This window comes from Micromonospora sp. CA-263727, from assembly GCF_050942455.1.
Classification (GTDB): Bacteria; Actinomycetota; Actinomycetes; order Mycobacteriales; family Micromonosporaceae; genus Micromonospora.
Map to the genome: position 1 here is coordinate 6,261,722 of NZ_CP192031.1, position 26,603 is coordinate 6,288,324.

Here is a 26,603-nt window from a genome sequence, read left to right on the forward strand (position 1 = left end):
GAAAACGTTACCTATCGAGGGGTTGCCATGAATCGATTCAGTTACATTAATTTGTTCAACGATTCGACATAATGCCGCAACGGGCGCCCCCGGCAGGGCGTACCCGCTGGGCTCCATCTGGGACGGTCTTCGGCGAACCGGCCCCCGCGCCCCCTGTCCAGTAAGGACAAAGGAGACCGGAGTGTCCCGACCTCGCCGTGCCCGCGTACCGGTAACCGCCACCCTCCTCACCCTCGGCCTGGCCACGAGCATGCTCGTCGGCGTACCCGCCGCACAGGCCGCGCCCTTCCCCCAGACCGCCGCACCGGCCGCGTCCACCACCCAGGCCGCCACACCGGCCAGCGCCAAGACCGCCACACCGGCCAGCGCCAAGACCGCCGCACCGGCCAGCGCCCAGGCCGCGCCCGCGCCGAAGGCCGCCGCCGACGAGCCGTTCTCGGTCCTGGTCTTCTCCAAGACCGCCGGATTCCGGCACGGCTCCATCCCGGCCGGCATCGCCGCGATCCGGCAGCTCGGCGCGGCCCACGGCTTCACCGTCGACAGCACCGAGGACGGCGCCGCCTTCACCGACGAGAACCTCGCCCGCTACCAGGCGGTGGTCTGGCTCTCCACCACCAGTGACGTGCTCAACGCCGACCAGCAGGCGGCGTTCGAGCGCTACATCCAGGCTGGCGGCGGCTACGCCGGCATCCACGCCGCCTCCGACACCGAGTACAGCTGGGCCTGGTACGGCGAGTTGGTCGGCGCGTACTTCGCCAGCCACCCGGCCAACCAGCAGGCCACGATCAAGGTGGAGGACCACGCGCACGAGTCCACCGCCCATCTGCCGGAGCGCTGGTCCCGGTTCGACGAGTGGTACAACTACCAGTCCAACCCGCGCGGCGACGTGCACGTGCTGGCCACGCTCGACGAGCGGAGCTACTCCCCCGGCACCGGAGCGATGGGGCACGACCACCCGATCGCCTGGTGCCAGGACTACGACGGCGGCCGGGCCTGGTACACCGGTGGTGGCCACACCGACGAGTCGTTCGCCGAGCCGGAGTTCCTCGCCCACCTGCTCGGCGGCATCCGGACCGCGGCCGGGGTGAGCGGTGCCGACTGTGGTGCCTCGCTGACCGCGAGCTTCGAGAAGGTGACGCTGGACAGCAACACCAGCAACCCGATGGAGCTGGACATCGCCGCCGACGGCCGGGTCTTCTACATCGAACGCGACGGCCGGGTGCAGATCGTCAAGCCGGACACCGGCACCACGGTCACCGCCGTCCAGCTCGACGTCTTCACCGGCAACGAGGACGGCCTGATCGGCATCCGCCTCGACCCGGACTTCGCCAGCAACGGCTGGGTATACCTCTACTACGCCCCGGTCAGCGGCGGCCCCCGCAACCACCTTTCCCGGTTCACCGTCACCGGTGACACCATCGACAAGGCCAGCGAGAAGGTCGTCCTCCCGGTCGAGACGCAGCGCAACACCTGCTGCCACGCGGGCGGCACGATGGTCTTCGACTCCGCCGGCAACCTCTACCTGGCCACCGGGGACAACACCAACCCGTTCTCGTCCGACGCGTTCACCCCGATCGACGAGCGGCCGGGGCGGCAGGACTACGACGCGCAGCGCACCTCCGGCAACACCAACGACCTGCGCGGCAAGGTGATCCGGATCCACCCGGAGGAGGACGGCACGTACACCGTCCCGTCCGGGAACCTCTTCCCGCCGGGCACCGAGAAGACCCGTCCGGAGATCTACGCGATGGGCTTCCGGAACCCGTTCCGGATGGGCATCGACCCGGCCACCGACGTGCTCTACGTGGCCGATTACGGGCCGGACGCCGCCTCGGCCAACCCGAACCGGGGCCCCGAGGGCCTGGTGGAGTGGAACATCGTCGACCAGCCCGGCAACTTCGGCTGGCCGTACTGCACCGGGGCGAACCGGGCGTACAACGACTACCAGTTCCCCTCCGGTCCGTCCGGCCCGAAGTTCGACTGCGCCGCCGTGGTGAACGACTCGCCGCACAACACCGGCCTGACCAATCTGCCGCCGGCGATCCCGGCCACCGTCGACTACGGCTACGCCGGCAACCCGCTCTTCCCGGAGATCGGTGGCGGCGGCGCGCCGATGGGCGGCCCGGTCTACCGGTACGACGCCGACCTCGCCTCGGAGCGCAAGTGGCCGGCGTACTACGACGGCAAGGCCATGTTCGGCGAGTGGAACCAGTCGCGGATGTACACCATGCAGGTCACCCGGGACGGCCGGTCCCTGGTGGACATCAACCGCCTGCTGGAGGGGATGACCTTCATCCGGCCGATGGACTTCGAGTTCGGCCCGGACGGCGCGCTGTACCTGATCGAGTGGGGCAGCGGCTTCGGCGGCAACAACGACAACTCCGGCATCTACCGGATCGACTACGTCGCCGGTGACCGGGCGCCGATCGCGGTGGCCAGCGCCGAGCCGACCTCCGGGCCGGCCCCGCTCACGGTGCGGTTCTCCAGCACCGGCTCCCGCGACCCCGACGGCGGGACCCTCACCTACGCCTGGACGTTCGGCGACGGGCAGACCTCCACCGAGGCCAGCCCGGCGCACACCTACGCCGAGGCGGGCAACTACAGCGCCCAGCTCACCGTGACCAACCCGAAGGGGCGGACCGCGGTGGCCAACGTCCGGGTCACCGTCGGCAACACCGCGCCGACCGTCACCATCGAGTTCCCGCCGGACGGCGGCTTCTTCAACTGGGGTGACCAGGTCAGGTACACGGTCACGGTGACCGACCCGGAGGACGGGGAGATCGACTGCGACCGGGTGCAGCTCCAGGTGCTGCTCGGCCACGACGAGCACGCCCACCCGCTGGAGCAGCACACCGGCTGCACCGGCGTGGTGCAGACCCAGCTCGCCGCCGGGCACGGCGCCGAGGCCAATGTCTTCACCGTCCTGGAGGCGACCTACACCGACGGGGGCGGGGCCGGCGGCGCCGAGCCGCTCACCGGCCGCGCGCTGGAGATCCTCCAGCCCAAGCGGAAGGAAGCCGAGTACCACTCGGCCACCGGCCGGGTGCCCGGCAGCACCGGCGGCGGCGACCCCGGGGTCGGCAAGGAGGAGACCGGTGACAGCACCGGCGGCGGCCAGAACATCGGTTGGATCGAGGACGGCGACTGGTGGTCGGTGGATCCGGCGAACCTGACCGGTATCGACGCGATCCGGTTCCGGGCCGCCTCCGCCACCTCCGGCGGCCGGTTGGAGGTCCGGGCCGGTGCCGCCGACGGACCGCTGATCACCTCCGTCGACGTGCCGGGCACCGGGGCGTGGCAGACGTACACCGACGTCACCGCCGAGGTGCCGGCGAACGCCGACGCCCGCGGCGCGCTGTACTTCGTGGCCCGGGATCCCGCGGGCGGGGCCGGCAACCTGTTCAACGTCAACTGGGTGGACTTCCTCGGCAGGGGCGTCACCGACAACGCGCCGCCGGTGGTGACCGCGACGGCCACCCCGACCACCGGCATCGCGCCGGTCACGGTGGCCTTCTCGGGTACGGCCACTGACGCCGAGGAGGACACCCCGTTCACGTACGCCTGGGACTTCGGCGACGGCGGTACGGCGGACACGCTGAACGCCAGCCACACGTACACCGTCCCGGGCACCTTCACCGCCACCCTGACGGTGACCGACAAGCGGGGCGCGAGGGCGTACGCCACCGTCCAGGTGAAGGTGGACGCGCCGAACACCTCCTGCTTCGGGGCCCGCTCGGACGACTTCACCGGCAACACCCTCGACCGTGACCGGTGGGGCGTGGTGCGGGAGAACCAGCTCCTGTCGGTCTCCGGCGGGGCGCTGCGCCTGCCCACCTCGGTCGGCGACCTCTACGGCAACCGCAACGACGCCACCAACCTGGTGCTCCAGCCGGCGCCCTCGGGAGCCTGGCAGGCCACCACCAAGGTCACGCTCCCGGTGACCGCCAACTACCAGCAGGCCGGCCTGCTGGTCTACGGCGACGACGACAACTACGCCAAGCTGGACCTGCTCTACAACGGCAGCCGGCGGGTGGAGTTCATCCGGGAGAGCGCCGGCACTCCCCGCAACGAGGGTGCCGACAGTGCCGCCGCGCCGACGGGCGACACCGTCCACCTGCGACTGGCCAGCGACGGGACGAGCCTGACCGCGGCGATGTCCGCCGACGGGCAGAACTTCACCCCGGTCGGCCGGTCGGCCGTGCTCGCCGGTATCACGAACCCGCGGATCGGCCTGTTCGCCCTCAACGGCGGCACCGACGCACCCATCGTCGAGGCGGCGTTCGACTGGTTCCAGGTGACGCCGGACACCCCGGCCGAGCCGGTCGGCCCGTCGGACGAGTTCACCGGTGACACGCTGGACAAGTGCCGGTGGAACGCGATCGTCCGGGAGGACCCGGCCGGCTACCGGGTGTCCGGTGGGTCGCTGCGGATCGACGTGCCGAACGGTGACATCTACGGCACCGGCAACTCCGGGCCGACGAACTTCATCCTGCAAACCGCGCCGAGCGGCGACTGGACCCTGGAGACGAAGGTCGACGGGAGCCTGCTGGACGAGCAGTACCAGCAGGCCGGCCTGATCGTGTACGCCGACGACGACAACTACCTGAAGTTCGACTACATCGTGGACAACCAGGCCGGTCAGCCGGTGACGCGACGGGTCGAGTTCCGCAGCGAGATCGGCGGGGCGGTGCAGGACCCGCAGCCGCAGGCGGCGGACCTGACCGCTTCGGTGTGGCACCTGCGGCTGGCCCGCAGCGGCAACGTCTACACCGCGTCGTACTCGGCGGACGGCGCGACCTGGACGGCGCTGCCGGCGCTGACCAACACGGCGGTCGGGGCGACGCCGAAGGTGGGTCTGTTCACCCTCGGCGCCAACCAGACCGCGTCGAAGGCGGCGTCGTTCGACTACTTCCGGCTCTCCATCGGCACGGTCGACGACACCGCACCGGTGACCACCGCCCAGGTCGCCGGCACGCCGGTCGAGGGCTGGCACACCGGCCCGACGACCGTCACGCTCACCGCCACCGACGAGCCTGGCGGTAGCGGGGTGGCCCGGACCGAGTACCAGCTCGGCAGCGCCACCACCTGGACCAGCTACGCCGGGCCGGTGCAGGTGACCGGGGACGGCTCACACGAGCTGCGGTTCCGTTCCGTCGACGAGGCCGGCAACGTGGAGGAGACGAAGACGGTCACCGTTAGGATCGACGCCACGGCACCGCTCAGCATCGCGGCGTTCGCCCCGGCCAACGACGAGGGCTGGCACAACGGCCGGGTCCCGGTGGTGCTCACCGCGACCGACGCCGGTTCCGGGGTGAAGCGGCTGGAGTGGGCGCTGGACGGCGGCGCCTGGACGCCGTACACCGAGCCGGTCGAGATCAGCGGTGACGGGGCCCACGAACTGCTCTACCGGGCCACCGACAACGCGGGCAACGCCGAGACGCTGAAGTCGGCGGTGGTCCGGATCGACGGCACCAAGCCGACCCTGCTCGTCTCCGGCCTCGCCGACGGCCAGCTCTACGGCGACAGCCAGGACGTCCGGGTGTCCTGGCAGGCGGTCGACCCGACCTCGGGCATCGCCGGGGTGGTCGGCCAGCTCAACGGCCGGCCGTACGCCAACGGCACGCTTCAGGCGATGTACGAGCTGCCGCTGGGCCTGCACGAGCTGACCGTGACCGCGACCGACAAGGCGGGCAACGCCACCACCACGAACGTGCGCTTCTTCGTCACCACCTCGTTCCGGGACATGCAGAACCTGCTGGACCGGTTCAAGGCGACCGGGCGGCTGTCGAACGGCGCGTACGACCGGATGTCGACCCGGCTCTCCAACGCCCGTACGGCGGAGGCGGCCGGTAACGACACCCGGGCGATCAACCAGCTCACCACGTTCCGCACCCTCGCCACCAACCCGTCCCTGGTGGCCGAGGCGGAGATCCGGGACGTGCTGGTCCGGGACGCCGACGCGATGATCGTCCGGCTCGGCGGCACGGCCAGCAGGGCGGGCGCACGGGCCAACGACGGTGCATCGGTGACCGGCGCCGGCCGGCTCGGTGGCGATCCCACCCGGCTCGCGCCCGGTCGTCGCCTGTGATCCCAGGGACCCCGTCCGGCAGCCGCCGGGCGGGGTCCCGCCGGGGCGACGCCAACGGCCCGGTACCCACCGTCACACCGTCGACGGGGTGCCGGGCCGTTCGGCTGCTACCGGTCGAGCACCGCGCGCAGGGCCTTGAGGTCCTCGGCGGTGGGCTGCCAGGCGCCGGCCTCGGCGTTGGCGCGCACCTGGTCGGGCGTGGTGGCGCCGGCGATCACCGAGGTCACCGACGGCTGGGCGGCCAGCCCGGCGATGGCCACGTGCAGCACCGACACCCCGCGCTCGGCGGCGTACGCCTCGATGGCCTCGATGGTGTCCCAGTCGGCGGCGGCGAGGCGCTGGGCGTACCGGCCGCCGCCGGCGAGCCGGCTGCCCGTGGGCGGCGCCTCGCCGCGCTTGTACTTGCCGGTGAGCAGGCCGTTGGCCAGCGGGAAGAACGGCAGCATGCCGAGGCCGAACCGCTCGCACGCGGGCAGCACCTCGATCTCGGCGTCCCGGTTGAGCAGGCTGTAGTGGTTCTGCGCGCTGATGAACCGGGTCAGGCCCCGGGTCTTCGCGGTCCACTCGGCGTCGGCGATCTGCCAGCCGGCGAAGTTGGAGTTGCCCAGGTAGCGCACCTTGCCGTCGCGGACCAGGTCGTCCAGGGCGGAGAGCGTCTCGTCGATCGGCGTGCCCGGGTCCGGCTCGTGGAGCTGATACAGGTCGATGTAGTCGGTGTCCAGGCGGCGCAGCGACGCCTCCACCGCCCGCACGACGTACCGCCGCGAGCCGCGTACCCCGAAGTCGCGCCCGTTGCCACCGCCCATCGACATGCCGAACTTGGTCGCCACCACCACGTCGTCCCGGCGCCCCTTGAGGGCCGCGCCGAGTTGTGCCTCCGACGCCCCGTGCGGCTCGCCGTAGATGTCGGCGGTGTCGAAGAAGTTGATCCCGGCGTCGAGGGCGGCGTCGACCACGGCCTGGGTGCCGTCCAGGTCGAGTTTGCGGCCGAAGTTGTTGCAGCCGATCCCCACGACGGACACCACGAGCCCGGAGTCGCCCAGCCGGCGATAGGTCATCTCAGTCACGAGATCAACTGTATGCCGACGGGCGGGGTGCCGGCCGCAGAGTCCGGCACGCCGGCCACTATCGGTAAACGGCCGATCACCCCACATCCCACACCGGCTCGGCCGTCTCCACCACCTCGCCGTCGCCGCCGAAGAGCAGGAACCGGTCGAAGGTCCGGGTGAACCAGCGGTCGTGGGTCACCGCCAGCACTGTCCCGGCGAACGCGGCGAGTCCCGCCTCCAACGCCTCGGCCGAGGCCAGGTCGAGGTTGTCGGTCGGCTCGTCGAGCAGCAGCAGGGTCGCGCCGGAGAGCTCCAGCAGCAGCACCAGGAAACGGGCCTGCTGCCCGCCGGAGAGGGTGCCGAACCGCTGGTCACCCTGCGCGGCCAGCTCGTACCGGCTCAGCGCGGCCATCGCCGCGTGCCGATCCATGCCGGCCCGGTGCTCGTCGCCCCGCCAGAGGATCTCGACCAGCGTCCTCGCCGTCAGCTCCGGCCGGTCATGGGTCTGCGAGAAGTGGCCGGGGCGGACCCGCGCCCCGAGCCGCGCCGTCCCGCCGTGCGCCACCGGCGCGAGCGCCGCCGCACCGTCGACCGGGCCGTTCGCCGGATCCGGATCCGTCCCGCCACGCGCCAGCAGGCGCAGGAAGTGCGACTTGCCGGTGCCGTTGGCCCCGAGCACGGCGACCCGGTCGCCGTACCACACCTCCAGGTCGAACGGGTAGGTCAGGCCGTCGAGCTCCAGCTGCTCGCAGATGAGCGCGCGCTTGCCGGTCCGCCCGCCGGTCAGCCGCATCCGGATGTCCTGCTCCTTCGGCGGTACGGGCGGCGGACCGGCCTCCTCGAACCGGCGCAGCCGGGTCTGCGCCGACTGGTACCGGGAGGCCATGTCGGAGTTGTACGCGGCCTTCTGCTTGTACATCAGCATCTGCTCGCGCAGCTTCTGGTGCTCCTCGTCCCACCGTTTCCGCAGCTCGTCGAGGCGGGCATGACGGGCCACCCGGGCCGCGTGCCAACTGGCGAAGCCGCCGGGGTGCACCCAGGCGCTGCCCCCCTCCACGGCGACCACCCGGTCGGCGGTGTGCGCCAGCAACTCCCGGTCGTGCGAGACGTAGAGCACCGACTTGGCCGACTCCCGCAGCCGCGACTCCAGCCAGCGCTTGCCGGGCACGTCGAGGAAGTTGTCCGGCTCGTCGAGCAGCAGCACCTCGTCGGTGCCGCGCAGCAGCAGTTCCAGTGCGAAACGCTTCTGCTGTCCACCGGAGAGGGTCCGCACCGGACGGTGCCGGGCGGTGTCCCAGGGCAGGTCGAGGACGATGGTGGCAACGGTGTCGAAGAGCACCTCGGCGTCGTATCCGCCGGTCTCGCCCCAGGCGGCGAGGGCGTCCGCGTACGCCAGCTGGGCCTTGCCGGCGGCGGTGCTGTACTTGCCGCGCACCTCGGCCGCCCGCATCGCCGCCTCGGTTTCGGCCAGCCGGCGGCCGGCGTCGCGCAACCCCGGCGGTGCCAGTGACAGCGCCAGGTCGGCGAGCGTCGACTCGTCGCCGATCATGCCGATGAACTGCCGCATCACGCCCAACCCGCCGGTCCGCGCGATGGCGCCGGTCGGCACCGGCAGGTCACCGGCGACCATCCGCAGCAGCGTCGTCTTGCCGGCGCCGTTCGGCCCGACCAGCGCCACCTTGGCACCCTCACCGACCCGGAACGACACGTCGGCGAAGAGTTCCCGCCCGTCCGGCAGGACGTACCCGACCGCCGCCACGTCCACGTATCCCACGCCGGCATCCTGCCGTAGCCCAGCTGGCGGGCCAACCAATTACCCGGGCCGAGCAGTCGCCGGGGGCGCGGAACCGCTCACCGGGTGACGCGGAGCACCCGGAAGCCCTTCTGGCTGGCGTGCCGCCCCACCTGCCAGCCCTGCTCGACCAGCCAGCGGTGCAGCGAGTCGCCGCCGAGGTGGCGGGCCACCACCAGCCAGGCCACCCCGTCCGGCGCGAGCCGGGGCAGCCAGCGCCGCAACAGCTCGTGCAGCTCGTCCTTGCCGACCCGGATCGGCGGGTTCGCCCAGATCTGGGCGAAGTCGAGGTCGGCCGGCACCTCTGCGGGTGCCGCCACCCGCACCCGGCCCTCGACGCCGAGCCGGGCCGCGTTGGCCGCGGTGAGTTCGCGCGCCCGCTCGTTGACGTCGATCGCCCAGACGGTCGCCGCGGGCGCGACGGTCGCCAGCACGCCGGCGATCGGACCGAAGCCGCAGCCGAGGTCGAGCAGCGCGCCGGTGCTGGCGGGCCCCGGCAACTCGGCCTTGCGCAGCAGCACGGCAGTGCCCGGGTCGAGGCGGGTCGCCGAGAAGACCCCGGCCGAGGAGGCCAGGGTGTAGTCGCGGCCAGCGACGGTGAACTGCACCTCGCGCGGCTGGGCGGGCGCGCTGGGCTCGGCGGTGAAGTAGTGGTCCCCGGTCACGCCGGCCATTCTCGCATCGGGGCGGGTCGACCCGGCGGGACGGGAGTCGCAGGACGGCGCGACACGACAGACGCCGGGTTTCCCCGAATTTACCTACTAAAGGGATAAACATCCCTACTCTGGACGGCATGGTGTATCGGTACGACTCCGATGAGGACGCATCCGTCCAGTACCGGCCGGACGAGCCCGAGGGACTCTCGCCCCGGCCCGGCCCGCCGCCCCCGGCCGGGCCGTCCCCGTCGCGCTTTCCCACGCCGTCGCTGCCGCGTCCCAACCAGCTCATGCTGCCCTCGGCGGCCCCGGCCCCGGCGACGCCTGCCGAAACGCCACAGGAGTCGGTACCGCCCGAGCCCGCGCCGCCGGCACCCGCATACGACCCGGCATCGCAATACGACCCGGCAGCGTCATACGAGCCGGGATCGCTGTACGGGCCGGCATCGGATGCCGCGCAGGAGTCGGCCACCACGACTCCGGCACCGCCGTCGCGTCGCGGCGGTGGCCGGGCCTGGCAGGTGATGATCGGTGCTGCCGCCGTGCTGGTACTGCTCGCCCTCTGCGGCCTCACCGCCGCCGCCCTGCTCGACGGGCGGCAGCTGATCGGCACGCAGGCGGCGCCCAGCGCCGCGCCGGAAACCACCCGCGGCGTCGCACCCGCCGACGCGAGCGACCTCGACTCCCGGGACACCGACCAGGCGCCGCTGACCGCCCGGGAGGTCTTCCCCGGCACCCGGCTGACGGTCGGCGACGGCCAGTCCGGGTACGAGGTGCTCCGCAGCCAGTCCAGCGCCAGTTGCGCGGTGGCCGCCACCGGTGAGGTCTCGGACCTGCTGGTACGGCTCGGCTGTAGCCAGGTCGTCCGGGCCACCCTGCGCACGCCCGACGGAGACCACCTGGTCACCGCGGGGCTGTTCAACCTGGCCGACCGCTCCAGCGCCGAGCGGGCCCGGGATCGGATCCGCCCGCTGCTCGACGAGCGGCAGGGCCGGTTCCGCGGCATGTCGGCGGGCGACGGAACCGAGGCCATCACCACCGCCCCTGCGAGGGTCGGCTGGCAGGTACGCGGCCACTACGTCGCGTACGCCGTGGTCGCCCGCGCCGACGGGGCGACGATCCGCTCCGGCGACACGGTCGTCCGCGAGATCCTCTTCGACCTGCTCGAACTGCACCTGAACCGGAGCGTGCTGGAGCGGCGGGCCGACGGCGGGACCGCCGGTCAGCCGACCGTGACGCCCACCGGCAGCACCGGCAGCCAGGACGAGTCCACCGGGGACTGACGCGGTCCGGGCACCGGCCGGCAACCCGACGGACCGCAGTCGGGCGTCGGCCGGCAAAGCCGGCGGAGCGCGGTCAGGCGTCGGCCGGCACCCGCAGCCGGCGCGTCGCCTCGGCCCGGCGGGCGTACTCGGCGGGATCGTCCGGGTAGCCGACCGCCACCAGGGTCAGCCCGTGCGCCGGCGCCACGGTCACCTCGCTGGACCGCTCGCGCCGGCTGAGCAGGCCGGCCGGCCAGTCCACCGGGCGGCGCCCGTCCCCGGCGACCAGCATCGCACCGACCAGGCTGCGCACCATCGCCTGGCAGAACGCATCGGCCTGCACGGTGGCGACCAGGATCCCGTCGGCGTCCCGCCGCCACTCCAGTCGGGTCACCTCCCGCAGCGTGGTGGCGTTCTCCTTGCGCCGGCAGTACGCGGCGAAGTCGTGCTCCCCCACCAGGCCGGCCGCGGCGGCACCGAGCCGGTCCGGGTCGAGCGGGCGGGGCCAGGCCAGGATCTCGTGCCGGCGCAGCGGCTCGGCACCCCAGGGCGCGTCGGTCACCCGGTACTCGTAGCGCCGGAAGGTGGCCGAGAAGCGGGCGTCGAAGGTGGCCGGCACCGCGCTCATCGTCCGGACCCGCACGTCCCCGGGAAGCAGCCGGGCCAGCCTGCGCAGCAGCCTGCCCTCCTGCGCCCGCCAGACCTCGGCCGGCAGATCAAGGTGGCAGACCTGCCCGGTGGCGTGCACGCCGGCGTCGGTGCGCCCGGCGACGGTCAGCCCGGTCGCGGTGCCGGCACCGAGCACCAGGTCCAGCGTCTCGACCAGCACCCCGGCGACCGTACGGCGGTCCGGCTGAGCCGCCCAGCCGGAAAAGTCCGTGCCGTCGTACGCGACGTCCAGCCGCAGCCGGGTCCGCTCGTCCACCTCGCACCTCCGTTGACGACGTCGGGCCCGGCACCCCGTGAGGGATGCCGGGCCCGACGATGACTGCCTCTGCTCAGGCCTTGTTCTCGGTGGCCTCGTCGCTGTCCTCGCGGGCGGCGGCGGTGTCACCGGACGCCGACACCGGCGCCTCGGAGTCCTGGTCGGCCGGGGCCGACGTCGGGGTCTCCTCGGCCGGGGCGAGCGCCTCGACCTTGTCCTGCTGGGTGGCCTTGCGAGCGGCGGTCTTCTTGTTCGCCTTCGGCTCGGCGACCTGAAGCTCCTCGACCAGCTCGATGATCGCCATCGGCGCGTTGTCACCCTTGCGCGGACCGGTCTTCACGATCCGGGTGTAGCCGCCCGGGCGGTTGGCGTACCGGGGCGCGATCTGGTCGAACAGGCCGTAGACCACGTCCTTGTCCTTCAGGACACCCGCCACCCGCCGACGCGAGGCGAGGTCGCCGCGCTTGGCCTTGGTGATGAGCTGCTCGGCGAGCGGACGCAGCCGCCGGGCCTTGGTCTCGGTGGTCTTGATCTTGCCGTGCTGGAACAGCGCGGTGGCCAGGTTGGCCAGCATCAGCCGCTCGTGCGCGGGGCTGCCGCCGAGGCGGGGGCCCTTGGTGGGCGTGGGCATGCTTGGTGCTCCTCAGGTGTGGCGGCAGCGCGGACTAGAGCTGCTCGGTCTCGCGGTAGTCGTCGGTGTCGTAGTCGGCCTCGCCGAAGGCGTCCACGACGTGCGCCGGGTCGAAGTTCGGAGCCGAGTCCTTCAGCCCCAGACCCATCCCGGCGAGCTTCATCTTGACCTCGTCGATCGACTTCTGGCCGAAGTTGCGGATGTCGAGGAGGTCGGCCTCGGTACGCCCGATGAGCTCACCAACGGAGTTGATGCCCTCGCGCTTGAGGCAGTTGTAGGAGCGGACGGTCAGGTCCAGCTCCTCGATCGGCAGGGCCAGGTCCGCCGCCAGCTGCGCGTCCTGCGGGGACGGGCCGATGTCGATGCCCTCCGCCGTCTCGTCCAGCTCCCGGGCCAGCCCGAAGAGTTCCACCAGCGTCGAACCGGCCGAGGCCAGCGCGGTGCGCGGGCCCATCGACGGCTTGGTCTCGACGTCGATGATCAGCCGGTCGAAGTCGGTCCGCTGCTCGACCCGGGTCGCCTCGACGCGGTACGTCACCTTGAGCACCGGCGAGTAGATCGAGTCGACCGGGATCCGGCCGATCTCCGCGCCCGCCTGCTTGTTCTGCGCCGCCGTGACGTAGCCCCGGCCCCGCTCGACGGTCAGCTCCATGTCGAGCCGGCCCTTGCCGTTGAGGGTGGCGAGCTTCAGGTCCGGGTTGTGCACCGAGACACCGGCCGGGGGCTGGATGTCACCGGCGGTCACGTCGCCGGGGCCCTGCTTGCGCAGGTACATGCTGACCGGCTCGTCGTGCTCGGAGCTGACGCAGAGCTCCTTGATGTTCATGACGAGCTCGACCACGTCCTCCTTGACCCCGGGGATGGTGGTGAACTCGTGCAGCACACCGTCGATCTTGATCGAGGTGACCGCCGCACCCGGGATGGAGGAGAGCAGCGTACGCCGTAGCGAGTTGCCCAGGGTGTAGCCGAAGCCCGGCTCCAGCGGCTCGATGGTGAACCGGGACCGGGTCTCGTTGATCGACTCCTCGGAGAGGGTCGGTCGCTGGCTGATGAGCATGTCTTCTCTTCTCTTCCGGGGCGCCCGCTATATGACGCCCACGACACAACGTGTTCCGGTGGCCCGCCCGTCGCCGGGCGGGCCACCGCAACGAGCCCTTACTTGGAGTAGAGCTCGACGATCAGCTGCTCCTGGACCTGGGTGTCGATCACCTGGCGGGCCGGGAGCGAGTGCACGAGGACCTTCATCTGGCTGGGGATGGCCTCCAGCCACGCCGGAACGCTCTTGGAGCCGGCCTCGGCCTGCGCCACGATGAACGGGGTGAGCTCCTTGCTCTTGCCCCGAACCTCGATGATGTCGTGCTCCTTGACGCGGTACGACGGGATGTCGACCTTCTTGCCGTTCACCGTGAAGTGACCGTGCTTGACCAGCTGACGGGCCATGTCCCGGGACTTGGCGTAGCCAGCCCGGTAGACCACGTTGTCCAGCCGCGACTCGAGGATCTGCAGGAGGACCTCGCCGGTCTTGGCCTGCTTGGCCACGGCCTCCTCGTAGTAACCGCGGAACTGCTTCTCCAGCACGCCGTAGACCCGGCGGGCCTTCTGCTTCTCGCGGAGCTGGAGCAGGTACTCCGTCTCCTTGGTGCGGCCGCGGCCGTGCTGCCCGGGCGGGAACGGCCGGGACTCGAACGGGCACTTCGGACCATCGCACTTGCTGCCCTTGAGGAACAGCTTCATCTTCTCCCGCCGGCAACGGCGGCAGTCAGCACCGGTGTAACGAGCCATCTCTCTCTAACCTCTCAGACCCGACGACGCTTCGGCGGACGGCACCCGTTGTGCGGCTGCGGGGTGACGTCGGAGATCTGCCCGACCTCCAGGCCCACCGCCTGCAGCGAACGGATGGCGGTCTCCCGGCCGGAGCCGGGACCCTTGACGAACACGTCGACCTTGCGCATGCCGTGCTCCATGGCCCGACGCGCGGCGGCCTCGGCGGCCAGCTGCGCGGCGAACGGAGTCGACTTGCGGGAGCCCTTGAAGCCCACCTGGCCCGCGGAGGCCCAGGAGATGACGGCACCGGTCGGGTCCGTGATGGACACGATGGTGTTGTTGAAGGTGCTCTTGATGTGCGCCTGCCCGTGGGCGACGTTCTTGCGTTCCTTGCGCCGGACCTTCTTGACAGCGGCTCCGGCACGAGCCTTCGGTGGCATAAGTCTGTGCGCTCCTGAATGGGTTCTGGCTTCTCGCCCCGTTGATTCCGTAGACACCGGTTCCGGTTGGAGTCCGGCCTACCTCGGCGGAGAACGACCAGAATTCCGGTTAAAGAATTACTTCTTGCCGGGCTTCTTCTTGCCGGCGACCGTCCGCTTCGGGCCCTTGCGGGTACGAGCGTTGGTACGGGTCCGCTGGCCACGGACGGGCAGGCCCCGGCGGTGCCGGATGCCCTCGTAGCAGCCGATCTCGACCTTGCGGCGGATGTCAGCGGCGACCTCGCGGCGCAGGTCACCTTCAACCTTGTAGTTGGCCTCGATGTGGTCACGGAGCTGAACCAGCTCCTCGTCCGTGAGGTCCCGAGCGCGCTTGTCCGGCGAGAGGCCGGTGGCAGCGAGCGTCTCCAGTGCGCGGGTGCGACCCACACCGAAGATGTAGGTGAGCGCGATCTCCAGCCGCTTCTCGCGGGGAAGATCCACGCCGACTAGACGTGCCATCTGCGGGCGTACTCCTTGTGGTGTTCGTGCGGAGGTGTGGGCCCGACCCACCCCGCTACCGACCGTCCCGTCTTTCCGGTGCGGTACCGCACCGGCGACCGGGATCGGCCGCTGCCCAAGCGGGCCCCGGCCTCCGACCGGGGGTCAACCACGAGAAAGTACGCGCTGCGCACCGCTCGCGGCTGGGACGAGCATGTGTGATGTGCTGTCGGGCTCTCAGCCCTGGCGCTGCTTGTGGCGCGGGTCGGTGCAGATGACCATGACCCGGCCGTGCCGGCGGATCACCCGGCACTTGTTGCAGATCCTCTTGACGCTCGGCTTGACCTTCACGGTTGCCTTACTTCCCATCTGGCCCGACGTCACGAGGCGTGACACCGGACGTCGAAGACGGACACGGGACGTTCCCGGCCGCCGTCAGGCTTACTTGTAGCGGTAGACGATGCGCCCGCGGGTCAGGTCGTACGGCGAGAGCTCGACGACGACCCGATCCTCCGGCAGGATGCGGATGTAGTGCTGCCGCATCTTGCCGCTGATGTGAGCCAGCACCTTGTGGCCGTTGGCGAGCTCCACCCGGAACATGGCGTTCGGCAGGGGCTCGATGACCCGACCTTCGATCTCGATGGCTCCGTCTTTTTTCGGCATGTCCTCCGCTGTCCTGACGTCGGTTGCTCCGGACGGCCCACAACGTCTTACACGGGTGACTGATCAAGATCAGATTTCCCGCGCCAGCCGCGGCCCCGCGTCCCACCGAAGCGCTTGGTGGGCATGGCGGAGTGGACGCTGTGCGCCGATCAGAAAGTGTACGCCCGCCTGCGGGCCGCCGCCAAACCGACCGGCGACTGCGGCCCGGCGAGCCGGACAAAAGGTACGTTCAGGCCAGATCGCGCCGGTCCGGGCTCCGCAACTGCTCGCCGCCACCCGTCTCGGTGGCCTCCGGCCCGTCGCCGGACGCCCCATCGGCGCCGTTCACGCCAGCGGCCCTCTCGGTGCCGTTCGCGGCGGCTGCCCCGTCGGCGGTCGAGCCGGCAGTCGCGGCGGGTTGCTGGCCGGGAAGGGCACCGCGCTCGCGCTTGAGCGCCCGTTTCTCCGCCCGCCGCTGCCGACGGCGCTCCCGGTCGGCCGCCCACCGCCGGGGCTCGCCGGTGGCCAGCCCGGTGACGGTACGGACCACCACCACCGCACCCCAGGGGCCGGCCACCCAGCCCGGCCAGAAGTACAGCGCCTCGCCGGCCGCCAACGAGGAGAAGCCCCAGATCGCCACCACGATGCCGACGACCTTGAGCCACGGCTCCCAGACCTCGACCAGCCAGCGAGCGGTCACCCCGCGCCCGCCGCCGGACGGCACCGGCGACCGCCCGTCGACCTCCGCCGGTGCCGGTACCACCGCCGACCCCGGCAGGTCGCCCACCAGCGCGTCCAACTCGGCGTACGTGCGGGCCGCATAGGTCCGCTGCAACCGGTCGTCGTACTCGTGCAGATCGAGCCGGCCCTCGTCGAGGGCGGACCGGAGTCGTTCGGCGATGGCCTGCCGGTCGGAATCCGCTGCCCGCATGCCGTCCCGCCCGTCCATGCCGGCAAGCATGCCATCGCGCCGCCAGTCCGGCTAACCGGCCTGCCGAGCACACCCGCCACCGGCCTCCTGCGCCGCGACGGCGCCCGGGGCTACGCGGTCGGGGTCTGGCTGGGCTGGCGGGCGGTGACCAGGTCACCGAGGCGGGCTCGCCCGCCGTCCGCCGCGGTCAGCACCCAGACCCCGTCGGGGAGCAGGGCCATGGTGTGCTCGACGTGCGCGGCCCGCGACCCGTCCCGGGTCACCACCGTCCAGCCGTCGGCGAGTTCCGTGGTACGCGGCGAACCCATGGTGATCATCGGCTCGATGGCCAGCGCCATGCCCGTTACCAGCTTCGGCCCCTTGCCGGGCCGCCCATGGTTGAGCACGTGCGGATCCTGGTGCATCTCGGTGCCGATGCCGTGGCCGCCGTAGCCGTCGACGATGCCGTACCGGCCGGCCTTGCGCACCGCGTGCTCGACCGCGTGGGAGATGTCCGTCAGCCGGCCCCGGCCGCTGGCCGCCCCACGGGCGGCGGCGGCGATGCCGGCCCACATCGCCTCCTCAGCCACCGTCGCCATCCGCAGCAGCGCCGGGTCGACCTCGCCCACGCCGACCGTGATCGCCGCGTCGCCGTGCCAGCCGTCGAGGACCGCGCCGCAGTCGATCGAGATCAGGTCGCCCTCGGCGAGGATCTGCTTCGGCGACGGGATGGCGTGCACGATCTGCTCGTTGACGGACGAGCAGATCGACGCCGGGAAACCGTGGTAGCCCTTGAACGAGGGGACCGCCCCGGCCGCACGGATGGTCGACTCGGCGATCGCATCGAGGTCGGCGGTGCTCACCCCGGGCGCCACCGCCTCCCGCATCCGGCGCAGCGCCTCCGCGACCACGAGGCCGGCGGCGCGCATCTTCTCGATCTGCTCGGGGGTCTTCAGCTGGATGTCCAGCTGGGGACGACGCATGGAGGCTTTACCTTTCGTTGCCGAAACAGCGGGGCACGCTGGGCGTACCCCGCTGTTCGCACTCTATCCGGCCGGCGGCTGCGCCGACGTCAGCCCCCGTACGACCGCAGGGCGTCGATCGCCCGGACCGTGACGTCCTCCACCGGGCCGGTGGCGTCGATGCCGACCAGCTTGCCCTGTGCACCGTAGTAGTCCACCAGCGGCGCGGTCTTCTCCGCGTACTCGCGCAGGCGGGCGGCGATGGTCTCGGGCTTGTCGTCGTCGCGCTGGAACAGCTCGGCGCCGCAGCGGTCGCAGATGCTGTCCCGGTTGGTCGGGTCGAACTCGACGTGCCAGATCTTGCCGCAGCCCCGGCAGGTACGCCGGCCGGAGAGCCGCCGGATCACCTCGTCGTCGTCGACGACCAGCTCCAGCACGATGTCCAGCGCGGTGCCGAGGTCGGCGAGGAGCTTGTCCAGCGCCGCGGCCTGCGGGGTGGTCCGGGGGAAACCGTCGAGCAGGAAGCCCTCGGCGGCGTCCGGCTCGGCGAGCCGGTCCCGCACCATGTTGATGGTGACCTCGTCCGGCACGAGCTTCCCGGCGTCCATGTAGCGCTTCGCCTCAACGCCGAGCGGGGTGCCCTGCGACACGTTCGCCCGGAAGATGTCTCCGGTCGAAATCTTCGGCACGGAGAGGTGCGCGGCGATGAACTCTGCCTGAGTGCCCTTGCCCGCCCCCGGCGGGCCAACCAGAACCAGTCTCATCTACCGCAGGAACCCTTCGTAGTTCCGCTGCATCAGTTGGCTCTCGATCTGCTTGCTGGTCTCAAGAGCCACGCCGACCATGATCAGCACAGCGGTGCCGCCGAACGGGAAGTTGAGGTACTGCTGCCGGTCCAGCCAGATGAAGAAGAAGTTCGGCAGGATCGAGATGGTCGCCAGGTAGAGCGCGCCCGGCAGGGTGATGCGGCTGAGGATGAAGTCCAGGTAGTCGGCGGTCGGCTTGCCGGGGCGGATGCCCGGCACGAAGCCGCCGTACTTCTTCATGTTGTCCGCGACCTCGGTCGGGTTGAACGTGATCGAGACGTAGAAGTACGTGAAGAAGATGATCAGCAGGAAGTAGACCGAGATGTAGATCGGGCTGGTCGGGTCGACCAGGTTGTTCTGGATCCACGCCTGGGTCTTGCCCGGGTCGTTCTGGTCGAAGAACTGCAACGCCAGCTGCGGCAGGTAGAGCAGCGAGGAGCCGAAGATGACCGGGATCACACCCGCCTGGTTGACCTTCAGCGGGATGTAGGTCGACGTGCCGCCGTACATCCGCCGGCCGATCATGCGCTTGGCGTACTGCACCGGGATGCGGCGCTGGGCCTGCTCGATGAAGGTGACCGCGGTGATGACCAGCAGCACCAGGGCGATGACCAGGAAGAACCGGCCCCAGCCCTGGCTCTCCCTGATCCGCCAGCCTTCGCTGGGCAGCCGGGCCGCGATCGAGGTGAAGATCAGGACGGACATGCCGTTGCCGACACCGCGGTCGGTGATCAGCTCGCCGAGCCACATGACCACGCCGGTGCCGGCGGTCATCGTCATCACCAGCACGGAGAGCGTCAGCCAGTCCGGGATGCCGGTGCCCACGGGGATGATCGGGAACTCGTCGCACTGGTTGTTGAAGAGCTGGCCGGAGCGGGCCAGCGCGACGAACGCCGAGGCCTGCAGGACACCCAGGCCGAGGGTCAGATAGCGGGTGTACTGGGTGATCTTCGCCTGGCCGGCCTGGCCCTCCTTGCGGAGCTGCTCCAGCCGCGGGATGACCACCGTCAGCAGCTGCAGGATGATCGACGCGGTGATGTAGGGCATGATGCCCAGCGCGAAGACCGAGAGCTGCAGTAGCGCGCCGCCCGAGAAGAGGTCGAGCAGGTTCAGCACACCGGTCGAGCCCTCGATGGTGTCGAGGCACTTCTGCACGTTGCCGTATGACACACCGGGGCTGGGCAGGGTCGCTCCGAGCCGGTAGATCGCGACAATGCCTACTGTGAACAGCAGCTTCTTGCGCAGGTCAGGCGTACGGAACGCACTGAGAAAGGCGGACAGCAACTTCTTCCTCCTGCGCGAGGCGGGCCGCCGGTCGTCCCTGGCGGTTCGGGGTGGGTGCCGGGCAGGTGCCCGATATCCGTGGCTGGGAAGGGACTCTAACAGCCCGATCCCGGTCCGGGCAGATGTGCCCGGCTACATAAACCGAATCCGATATTACCGGGCGCACACGCCCGACGTAGACCACGGCGCCCGCCAGCTGGGGTCAACTGGCGGGCGCCATGATTTCATGCAGCTTACAGCTCTGTGACCGATCCGCCGGCAGCGGTGATCTTCTCCTTGGCCGACGCGCTGAACGCGTGCGCCGAGACTTGGAGCGCCACACTGCCGAGATCCCCGGTGCCGAGGACCTTCACCGGCTGGCCCTTGCGGACCGCGCCGGCCTCGACCAGCTCGGCCGGGCCGACCTGGCCACCGTTGGGGAAGAGTTCAGCCAGTCGATCCAGGTTGACCACCTGGAAGACCACCTTGAACTTGTTCTTGAAGCCCTTCAGCTTCGGCAGGCGCATGTGGATGGGCATCTGCCCACCCTCGAAGGCCGGCGAGATGTTCTTCCGGGCCTTCGAACCCTTGGTACCGCGGCCGGCCGTCTTGCCCTTGGAACCCTCACCGCGACCCACCCGGGTCTTCGCGGTCTTGGCCCCCGGCGCCGGGCGCAGGTGATGGACCTTGATCGTCATTACTCGACCTCCTCGACCTTCACGAGGTGGTTCACCGTGAAGATCATGCCGCGAATCTCGGGCCGGTCCTCCTTGACCACCACGTCGTTGATCCGCTTGAGACCGAGCGAGCGCAGCGACTCACGCTGGTTGCGCTTGGTCCCGATCCCGGAGCGGACCTGGGTGACCTTGAGACGTGCCATCAGGAAGCCACCTCCGCCCGCGACGCGAGCATGGCGGCCGGCGCGACGTCCTCCACCGGCAGGCCCCGGCGCGCCGCCACGGCCTCGGGGGACTCAAGCCCCTTCAGCGCGGCGACGGTGGCGTGCACGATGTTGATCGGGTTCGACGAGCCGAGGCTCTTGGAGAGCACGTCATGGATGCCCGCGCACTCCAGCACGGCCCGGACCGGACCACCGGCGATGACGCCCGTACCGGCGGACGCCGGCTTGAGCAGCACCACGCCGGCGGCCTCCTCGCCCTGCACCGGGTGCGGGATCGAGGAACCGATCCGCGGCACCTTGAAGAAGTGCTTCTTGGCCTCCTCGACACCCTTGGCGATCGCCGCGGGCACCTCCTTGGCCTTTCCGTAGCCCACGCCCACCGTGCCGTCGCCGTCACCCACGATCACCAGGGCGGTGAAGCTGAAGCGACGACCGCCCTTCACGACCTTGGCGACGCGGTTGATCGCGACGACCCGCTCGAGGTGCGGGGTCTTCTCGGCGGGCGCGTTTCCGCGACCGCCCTCACGGCGGTTGTCGCGGCGACCACCCTCGTTGCCACCGGACCCGCCGCCACGGCGCTGTTGACCTGGCATCAGCAGCCTTCCTTTTCTCTCGTGACGGGGATTGTCAGAACTCGAGCCCGGCTTCGCGGGCGGCCTCGGCAAGCGCGGCTACCCGCCCCGCGTACCGGTTGCCACCGCGGTCGAAGACGACCTTGGAGATGCCGGCGGCCTTGGCCCGCTCGGCGAGCAGCGCGCCGACCTTGCCGGCCTGGGCGCTCTTGTCGCCCTCCGCGCCACGCACCGAGGCGTCCAGGGTCGAGGCCGACGCCAGGGTGTGCCCCTTGGTGTCGTCCACGATCTGGGCGACGATGTGCCGCAGCGAACGGGTGACGACCAGGCGGGGACGCTCGGCGGTGCCGCTGATGTGCTTGCGGACCCGGAAGTGCCGACGCGCACGCCCGACGGCACGCTTGGCGGCAACGCCGCGGCGGCGCTTGAGCAGCGTGGCGCTCACTTCTTACCTGCCTTTCCGGCCTTGCGGCGAATCACTTCACCCTGGTACTTCACGCCCTTGCCCTTGTAGGGCTCCGGCGGGCGGATCTTCCGGATGTTGGCGGCGATCTCGCCGACCAGCTGCTTGTCGATGCCGGCCACGTGGAACAGCGTCGGCTTCTCCACCGTGAAGGTGATGCCGTCCGGCGCCTGCACCAGCACCGGGTGCGAGAAACCGAGCGCGAACTCCAGGTCCTTGCCCTTGGCGGTGACCCGGTAACCGGTGCCGGCGATCTCCAGGCTCTTGCGGTAGCCCTCGGTGACCCCGACGATCATGTTGGCGACCAGGGTACGGCTCAGGCCGTGCAGTTCCTTGGCCTTGCGCTCGTCGTTCGGGCGGTTGACGGTCAGCTGCCCGTCCTCGGCCCGCTCGATGGTGATCGGCTGGGCCAGGGTGTGCGACAGCTCGCCCTTGGGGCCCTTGACCTTGACGGTCTGGCCGTCGATCGTCACGTCGACGCCGGAGGGCACCGGGATCGACTTACGTCCAATACGCGACATTATCGATCATTTCCTTCGTTCGCGACTGCGGGGCTCCGCTGCGCTGCGCTGCTCGCGCTCACCGCATGCCTCCGTTACCAGACGAAGGCGAGGACTTCCCCGCCAACGCTCCGCTTGCGGGCCTGCCGGTCGGTCAGCAGTCCCTGGGACGTCGAAATGATCGCCACGCCCAGCCCACCGAGCACCCGGGGGAGTTCGGCCGACTTGGCGTACACCCGGAGACCGGGCTTGGAGACGCGCTTGATGCCGGCCAGGCTCCGCTCCCGGTTCTGGCCGTACTTCAGCTCGACGACCAGTCGCTTGCCGACGGCGCCCTCCTCGGGCTCCTCGACCGACCAGGTGGCGATGTAACCCTCGGACTTGAGGACCTCGGCGAGGTTCGCCTTGATCTTCGAGTAGGGCATCGTCACCCGGTCGTGGTACGCCTGGTTGGCGTTACGCAGACGCGTGAGCATGTCTGCGATCGGGTCGGTCATCGTCATGAAAACTCGTCAACCTTTCTCGCCGGGGTTCCCGCGGCTTCCGCTCACAGGCCTACGGCGAAGAGACAGTCCAGCTAACGCGCGGAGCGCGCCGGGCTATTACCAGGAAGCCTTGGACACGCCGGGCAGCTCACCGCGATGGGCCATCTCCCGGATGCACACCCGGCAGAGCCCGAACTTGCGGTAGACCGCCTTGGGACGCCCGCACCGCTGGCAGCGGGTGTACGCGCGAACCGAGAACTTCGGCTTCGCGGCCGCCTTGAGGATCAGCGCCTTCTTGGCCATCTCAGTTCTCCTTGAACGGGAAGCCCAGGAGCTTGAGCAGCGCCCGGCCCTCGTCGTCGGTCGTGGCGGTGGTGACCACCGTGATGTCCATGCCCCGCTGGCGATCGATCTTGTCCTGGTCGATCTCGTGGAACACCGACTGCTCGGTCAGACCGAACGTGTAGTTGCCGTGCCCGTCGAGCTTGCGCCCGTCGAGGCCGCGGAAGTCACGGATACGCGGCAGCGCGATGGAGAGCAGCCGGTCCAGGAACTCCCACATCCGGTCGCCGCGCAGGGTCACCTTCGCGCCGATCGGCATGCCCTCGCGGAGCTTGAACTGCGCGATGGACTTCGTCGCCCGCCGGACCTGCGGCTTCTGGCCGGTGATGGTGGCCAGGTCGCGGACCGCGCCGTCGATGAGCTTGGCGTCCCGGGCAGCCTCGCCGACACCCATGTTCACGACGATCTTGACCAGTCGCGGCACCTGCATCGGGTTGCCGTAGTTGCCCTGCTCGCGCAGCTGCGCCACGATCTCGCTGCGGTACCGCTCCTTGAGGCGCGGCATGGTCTTGGTTTCGGTGGCCGTGGTCATCACAGGTCCTTACCAGTGCTACGCGCGATGCGGACCTTCTGGCCGTTCTCGTCGATCCGGTAGCCGACGCGGGTCGGCTTGCCGTCGGAGTCCACGACCATCACGTTCGAGACGTGGATCGCGGCTTCCTGGGTGACGATGCCACCGGTCTTGGCGCCACGCTGGGTGGTGCTGATGCGGGTGTGCTTCTTGACCCGGTTCACGCCCTCGACCAGGACCTTGTCCTGCCGCGGGTAGGCCGCGATGACCTTACCCTTGGCGCCCTTGTCCTTGCCGGCGATGACGACGACCGTGTCGCCCTTCTTGACCTTCATGCCCGCGCCTCCCTGCGGTCGGCGCGCGCCTGAGGCTTGCACCTACTGAGCTTGCCGGTTCGCTCACTCCGCTCGCTCACGGTCACAACACCTCCGGCGCGAGGGAAATGATCTTCATGAACCGCTTGTCCCGCAGCTCGCGACCGACCGGGCCGAAGATGCGGGTACCGCGCGGGTCCCCGCCGTCCTTGATGATGACGGCGGCGTTCTCGTCGAAGCGGATGTACGAGCCGTCCGGCCGCCGCCTCTCCTTCGCGGTGCGGACGACGACAGCCTTCACGACGTCGCCCTTCTTCACACCGGCACCGGGGATCGCGTCCTTGACGGTGGCCACGATGACGTCGCCGATGCTCGCGTAGCGCCGACCGGAGCCACCGAGAACCCGGATGCACAGGATCTCCCGGGCACCCGTGTTGTCGGCGACGCGCAGTCGCGACTCCTGCTGAATCACGTCTATCTCCTATGTCTGCCGGTTCTCCGGCCGCCCGGGGCGGCCGGAGCCTGGCGGAACCTGCGCCCGACCGATCTCGGCCGAGCTCGAGCCTTCGCTACTTGGCCTTCTCGAGGATCTCCACGAGCCGCCACCGCTTGGTGGCGGAGAGCGGCCGGGTCTCCATGATCAGGACCCGGTCGCCGATGCCGGCGGAGTTCTGCTCGTCGTGGACCTTGAGCTTGCTGGTCCGGCGCATGATCTTGCCGTACAGCGCGTGCTTGACCCGGTCCTCGACCTCGACGACGACGGTCTTCTCCATCTTGTCGCTGACGACGAGGCCCTCGCGGACCTTGCGGCGGCCACGCGTGGCCGTGCTGGTGTTCTCGCTCATCCTGCAGTCACCTCAGTCGGCGCGGCCGAGAGCCCCAGCTCACGCTCACGCATGATCGTGTAGATCCGGGCGATTTCCCGACGGATGACCTGCAGCCGCCGGTTGTTGTCCAGCTGCCCGGTCGCGGCCTGCACGCGGAGGTTGAACAGCTCCGCCTTGGCCTCACGCAGCTTCGTGACCAACTCCTCCTCGGAGAGCTCACGCAGCTCGGAGGCCTTAACGCCCGCTGCCATCAGGATTCACCCACTTCGCGCGTAACAATGCGGCACTTCATCGGGAGCTTGTGGATCGCGCGACGCATCGCCTCTCGCGCGATCTGCTCGTTGGGGAAGGACATCTCGAAGAGCACCCGCCCCGGCTTCACGTTGGCGACCCACCACTCGGGCGAGCCCTTACCGGAACCCATCCGGGTCTCCGCCGGCTTCTTGGTGAGGGCCTGGTCCGGGAAGATGGTGATCCAGACCTTGCCGCCACGCTTGATGTGGCGGGTCATCGCGATACGGGCCGACTCGATCTGACGGTTCGTCACGTACGCCGGCTCGAGAGCCTGGATCCCGAACTCGCCGAACACCACCCGGTTGCCGCCCTTGGACGCGCCGCTGCGGTCCGGGTGGTGCGGCTTGCGGAAGCCCTTCGGGGGCTTGCGCGGCATCAGCATCTGTCAGCCCTCCTGCTGCGTTTCTGCCGGCTGGGTGACGGCCGACGCGACAGCGCCAGCGTCCACCGGCTCGCCACTCGGCGTCTCGGCCTGCTGCGCGACGGTCGTCGCGGCAGCACGGCCAGCCTCGGTGCCACCGGAGGTCGTACCGGACGAGCCGGAGCGACCACGGCGCGGCCGCTCGGGGCGGTCGCCGCGCTCCCGGCGCGGGCGCGACGGAGCCTCGGTCGGGGCCTCCCGACCCGGTACCGCGTCGCCCTTGTAGATCCAGACCTTCACGCCGATCCGGCCGAAGGTGGTACGGGCCTCGAAGAAGCCGTACTCGATGTTGGCCCGCAGCGTGTGCAGCGGGACCCGACCCTCGCGGTAGAACTCCGTGCGGCTCATCTCGGCGCCACCGAGGCGGCCCGAGACCTGCACCCGGATGCCCTTGCACATCGGGTTCTTCATCGCCGACTGCATCGCCTTGCGCATCGCCCGACGGAAGCTGACCCGGCTGGAGAGCTGCTCGGCGACGCCCTGGGCGACCAGCTGCGCGTCCGACTCGGGGTTCTTCACCTCGATGATGTTCAGCTGCACCTGCTTGCCGGTGAGCTTCTCCAGCTCGCCGCGGATCCGGTCGGCCTCCGCACCCTTACGGCCGATGACGATGCCCGGCCGGGCGGTGTGGATGTCGACCCGGACCCGGTCGCGGGTGCGCTCGATGTCGACCTTGGAAATGCCGGCCCGCTCCAGGCCCTTGGACATCATCCGGCGGATCTTGACATCCTCGCCGATGTAGTCCTTGTAGAGCTTGTCCGCGAACCAGCGGGACTTCCAGTCGGTCGAGATGCCGAGCCGGAACCCGTGCGGGTGAACCTTCTGACCCATTACTCGGCGCCCTCCGTGTTGCTCTGCGTCTCAGCCGGCGCGGCCTGCTCCGCCGGAGCTGCCTTCTTCGCCGACTTCTTCGGCGCGGCCGGCGCGACCGCCTCGACTGCCACCGTGATGTGGCAGGTGCGCTTGCGGATCCGGTACGCCCGGCCCTGCGCCCGCGGCTGGAACCGCTTCATCGTCGGGCCCTCGTCCACGAACGCCTCGCTGACGAGCAGCGCGTCGGGGTCCAGCCGCTCGTTGTTCTCCGCGTTGGCAATCGCGCTCGCGAGCACCTTGTACACCTGCTCGCTCGCAGCCTGCGGCGCGAACTGCAGCACCGTGAGCGCCTCCTTCGCGGGCAGGCCGCGGACGAGGTTGACCACCCGGCGCGCCTTCATCGGCGAGATGCGCACGTGCCGCGCAACCGCCCGCGCGCCCGGAAGCACCGGAGCGTCGCCCTTTCCTGGCATCGCTGTAACCCCTTGATCCT

The 26,603-nt window shown here is 70.4% G+C and carries 31 protein-coding genes and 1 pseudogene; 2 read left to right on the plus strand and 30 right to left on the minus strand.

The window, feature by feature from the left end:
- Positions 1 to 181: 181 nt before the first annotated feature.
- Positions 182 to 6,088, plus strand: a complete 5,907-nt coding sequence (locus ACQPYA_RS27410; RefSeq protein ID WP_433529929.1) for a ThuA domain-containing protein — start codon at positions 182 to 184, stop codon at positions 6,086 to 6,088.
- A gap of 107 nt (positions 6,089 to 6,195) precedes the next feature.
- Here ACQPYA_RS27410 and ACQPYA_RS27415 read toward each other — a convergent pair whose 3' ends face one another.
- The 3 genes from ACQPYA_RS27415 to ACQPYA_RS27425 all read right to left on the minus strand — a co-directional run bounded on the left by ACQPYA_RS27415 (position 6,196) and on the right by ACQPYA_RS27425 (position 9,594).
- On the minus strand, positions 6,196 to 7,146 hold the full coding sequence (locus ACQPYA_RS27415) for an aldo/keto reductase (RefSeq protein ID WP_433533649.1): 951 nt from the start codon (positions 7,144 to 7,146) through the stop codon (positions 6,196 to 6,198).
- Between the two features lie 85 nt (positions 7,147 to 7,231).
- Entirely contained in the window at positions 7,232 to 8,911 is a 1,680-nt protein-coding gene (locus ACQPYA_RS27420; RefSeq protein WP_433529930.1) for an ABC-F family ATP-binding cassette domain-containing protein, read from the minus strand.
- Between the two features lie 77 nt (positions 8,912 to 8,988).
- On the minus strand, positions 8,989 to 9,594 hold the full coding sequence (locus ACQPYA_RS27425) for a class I SAM-dependent methyltransferase (protein ID WP_433529931.1): 606 nt from the start codon (positions 9,592 to 9,594) through the stop codon (positions 8,989 to 8,991).
- Between the two features lie 128 nt (positions 9,595 to 9,722).
- On the opposite strand from ACQPYA_RS27425, the gene ACQPYA_RS27430 reads away from it, so the two are divergent.
- On the plus strand, positions 9,723 to 10,868 hold the full coding sequence (locus ACQPYA_RS27430) for a hypothetical protein (RefSeq protein ID WP_433529932.1): 1,146 nt from the start codon (positions 9,723 to 9,725) through the stop codon (positions 10,866 to 10,868).
- A gap of 73 nt (positions 10,869 to 10,941) precedes the next feature.
- Here the strand turns inward: ACQPYA_RS27430 and truA are convergent, their stop codons facing one another.
- The 27 genes and pseudogenes from truA to rplV form a co-directional block, all read right to left on the minus strand.
- On the minus strand, positions 10,942 to 11,772 hold the full coding sequence (truA, locus tag ACQPYA_RS27435; protein ID WP_433529933.1) for a tRNA pseudouridine(38-40) synthase TruA: 831 nt from the start codon (positions 11,770 to 11,772) through the stop codon (positions 10,942 to 10,944).
- A 73-nt stretch (positions 11,773 to 11,845) separates the two neighbouring features.
- A complete protein-coding gene (gene rplQ / locus ACQPYA_RS27440) occupies positions 11,846 to 12,403 on the minus strand; it encodes a 50S ribosomal protein L17 (protein ID WP_433529934.1) in 558 nt (185 codons plus the stop codon).
- A 34-nt stretch (positions 12,404 to 12,437) separates the two neighbouring features.
- Entirely contained in the window at positions 12,438 to 13,460 is a 1,023-nt protein-coding gene (locus tag ACQPYA_RS27445) for a DNA-directed RNA polymerase subunit alpha (RefSeq protein WP_013735931.1), read from the minus strand.
- A gap of 98 nt (positions 13,461 to 13,558) precedes the next feature.
- On the minus strand, positions 13,559 to 14,185 hold the full coding sequence (rpsD, locus tag ACQPYA_RS27450) for a 30S ribosomal protein S4 (protein ID WP_357562398.1): 627 nt from the start codon (positions 14,183 to 14,185) through the stop codon (positions 13,559 to 13,561).
- 14 nt (positions 14,186 to 14,199) lie between these two features.
- On the minus strand, positions 14,200 to 14,607 hold the full coding sequence (gene rpsK / locus ACQPYA_RS27455; protein WP_007073011.1) for a 30S ribosomal protein S11: 408 nt from the start codon (positions 14,605 to 14,607) through the stop codon (positions 14,200 to 14,202).
- 117 nt (positions 14,608 to 14,724) lie between these two features.
- Complete coding sequence (gene rpsM, locus ACQPYA_RS27460) at positions 14,725 to 15,105, minus strand: 30S ribosomal protein S13 (protein ID WP_119575423.1); 381 nt, start codon at positions 15,103 to 15,105, stop codon at positions 14,725 to 14,727.
- Positions 15,106 to 15,321: 216 nt separating this feature from the next.
- Positions 15,322 to 15,435, minus strand: a complete 114-nt coding sequence (rpmJ, locus tag ACQPYA_RS27465; protein WP_012184307.1) for a 50S ribosomal protein L36 — start codon at positions 15,433 to 15,435, stop codon at positions 15,322 to 15,324.
- A 90-nt stretch (positions 15,436 to 15,525) separates the two neighbouring features.
- Entirely contained in the window at positions 15,526 to 15,747 is a 222-nt protein-coding gene (gene infA, locus ACQPYA_RS27470; protein WP_007073013.1) for a translation initiation factor IF-1, read from the minus strand.
- A 412-nt stretch (positions 15,748 to 16,159) separates the two neighbouring features.
- Positions 16,160 to 16,675, minus strand: a pseudogene (locus tag ACQPYA_RS27475) (DUF1707 SHOCT-like domain-containing protein); the annotation flags it as partial.
- A gap of 92 nt (positions 16,676 to 16,767) precedes the next feature.
- A complete protein-coding gene (map, locus tag ACQPYA_RS27480; RefSeq protein WP_433529935.1) occupies positions 16,768 to 17,619 on the minus strand; it encodes a type I methionyl aminopeptidase in 852 nt (283 codons plus the stop codon).
- A gap of 89 nt (positions 17,620 to 17,708) precedes the next feature.
- On the minus strand, positions 17,709 to 18,362 hold the full coding sequence (locus ACQPYA_RS27485; RefSeq protein WP_433529936.1) for an adenylate kinase: 654 nt from the start codon (positions 18,360 to 18,362) through the stop codon (positions 17,709 to 17,711).
- Positions 18,363 to 19,688 carry a preprotein translocase subunit SecY gene (gene secY, locus ACQPYA_RS27490; RefSeq protein WP_433529937.1) on the minus strand — a complete coding sequence of 442 codons (1,326 nt, stop codon included), beginning with the start codon at positions 19,686 to 19,688 and terminating at the stop codon, positions 18,363 to 18,365.
- Positions 19,689 to 19,921: 233 nt separating this feature from the next.
- Positions 19,922 to 20,365, minus strand: coding sequence for a 50S ribosomal protein L15 (gene rplO, locus ACQPYA_RS27495; protein WP_433529938.1), 444 nt, complete (start codon positions 20,363 to 20,365; stop codon positions 19,922 to 19,924).
- A complete protein-coding gene (gene rpmD / locus ACQPYA_RS27500; RefSeq protein ID WP_199757998.1) occupies positions 20,365 to 20,547 on the minus strand; it encodes a 50S ribosomal protein L30 in 183 nt (60 codons plus the stop codon). Before rpmD ends, rplO begins: the two co-directional genes overlap by 1 nt.
- Entirely contained in the window at positions 20,547 to 21,161 is a 615-nt protein-coding gene (gene rpsE, locus ACQPYA_RS27505; protein ID WP_357531592.1) for a 30S ribosomal protein S5, read from the minus strand. The genes rpmD and rpsE overlap by 1 nt, the downstream gene beginning before the upstream one ends.
- Before the next feature lie 34 nt (positions 21,162 to 21,195).
- Positions 21,196 to 21,585, minus strand: coding sequence for a 50S ribosomal protein L18 (gene rplR, locus ACQPYA_RS27510; RefSeq protein WP_433529939.1), 390 nt, complete (start codon positions 21,583 to 21,585; stop codon positions 21,196 to 21,198).
- Positions 21,582 to 22,124: a 50S ribosomal protein L6 gene (gene rplF / locus ACQPYA_RS27515; RefSeq protein ID WP_433529940.1), complete on the minus strand. Its 543-nt coding sequence runs from the start codon at positions 22,122 to 22,124 to the stop codon at positions 21,582 to 21,584. The genes rplR and rplF overlap by 4 nt, the downstream gene beginning before the upstream one ends.
- A 74-nt stretch (positions 22,125 to 22,198) precedes the next feature.
- Positions 22,199 to 22,606, minus strand: a complete 408-nt coding sequence (rpsH, locus tag ACQPYA_RS27520) for a 30S ribosomal protein S8 (RefSeq protein ID WP_433529941.1) — start codon at positions 22,604 to 22,606, stop codon at positions 22,199 to 22,201.
- 99 nt (positions 22,607 to 22,705) lie between these two features.
- On the minus strand, positions 22,706 to 22,891 hold the full coding sequence (locus tag ACQPYA_RS27525; RefSeq protein WP_007073023.1) for a type Z 30S ribosomal protein S14: 186 nt from the start codon (positions 22,889 to 22,891) through the stop codon (positions 22,706 to 22,708).
- Position 22,892: 1 nt separating this feature from the next.
- A complete protein-coding gene (gene rplE, locus ACQPYA_RS27530; protein ID WP_433529942.1) occupies positions 22,893 to 23,462 on the minus strand; it encodes a 50S ribosomal protein L5 in 570 nt (189 codons plus the stop codon).
- Complete coding sequence (gene rplX, locus ACQPYA_RS27535) at positions 23,462 to 23,776, minus strand: 50S ribosomal protein L24 (protein WP_032706787.1); 315 nt, start codon at positions 23,774 to 23,776, stop codon at positions 23,462 to 23,464. Before rplX ends, rplE begins: the two co-directional genes overlap by 1 nt.
- A gap of 82 nt (positions 23,777 to 23,858) precedes the next feature.
- On the minus strand, positions 23,859 to 24,227 hold the full coding sequence (gene rplN / locus ACQPYA_RS27540; RefSeq protein ID WP_007465279.1) for a 50S ribosomal protein L14: 369 nt from the start codon (positions 24,225 to 24,227) through the stop codon (positions 23,859 to 23,861).
- A 97-nt stretch (positions 24,228 to 24,324) separates the two neighbouring features.
- Positions 24,325 to 24,600: a 30S ribosomal protein S17 gene (rpsQ, locus tag ACQPYA_RS27545; protein WP_433529943.1), complete on the minus strand. Its 276-nt coding sequence runs from the start codon at positions 24,598 to 24,600 to the stop codon at positions 24,325 to 24,327.
- A complete protein-coding gene (rpmC, locus tag ACQPYA_RS27550) occupies positions 24,597 to 24,833 on the minus strand; it encodes a 50S ribosomal protein L29 (RefSeq protein ID WP_076466662.1) in 237 nt (78 codons plus the stop codon). The genes rpsQ and rpmC overlap by 4 nt, the downstream gene beginning before the upstream one ends.
- Positions 24,833 to 25,258, minus strand: a complete 426-nt coding sequence (gene rplP, locus ACQPYA_RS27555) for a 50S ribosomal protein L16 (RefSeq protein WP_007465292.1) — start codon at positions 25,256 to 25,258, stop codon at positions 24,833 to 24,835. Before rplP ends, rpmC begins: the two co-directional genes overlap by 1 nt.
- 3 nt (positions 25,259 to 25,261) lie before the next feature.
- A complete protein-coding gene (rpsC, locus tag ACQPYA_RS27560) occupies positions 25,262 to 26,128 on the minus strand; it encodes a 30S ribosomal protein S3 (RefSeq protein WP_433529944.1) in 867 nt (288 codons plus the stop codon).
- Positions 26,128 to 26,583, minus strand: a complete 456-nt coding sequence (gene rplV, locus ACQPYA_RS27565) for a 50S ribosomal protein L22 (RefSeq protein WP_433529945.1) — start codon at positions 26,581 to 26,583, stop codon at positions 26,128 to 26,130. Before rplV ends, rpsC begins: the two co-directional genes overlap by 1 nt.
- Between the last annotated feature and the right edge of the window lie 20 nt (positions 26,584 to 26,603).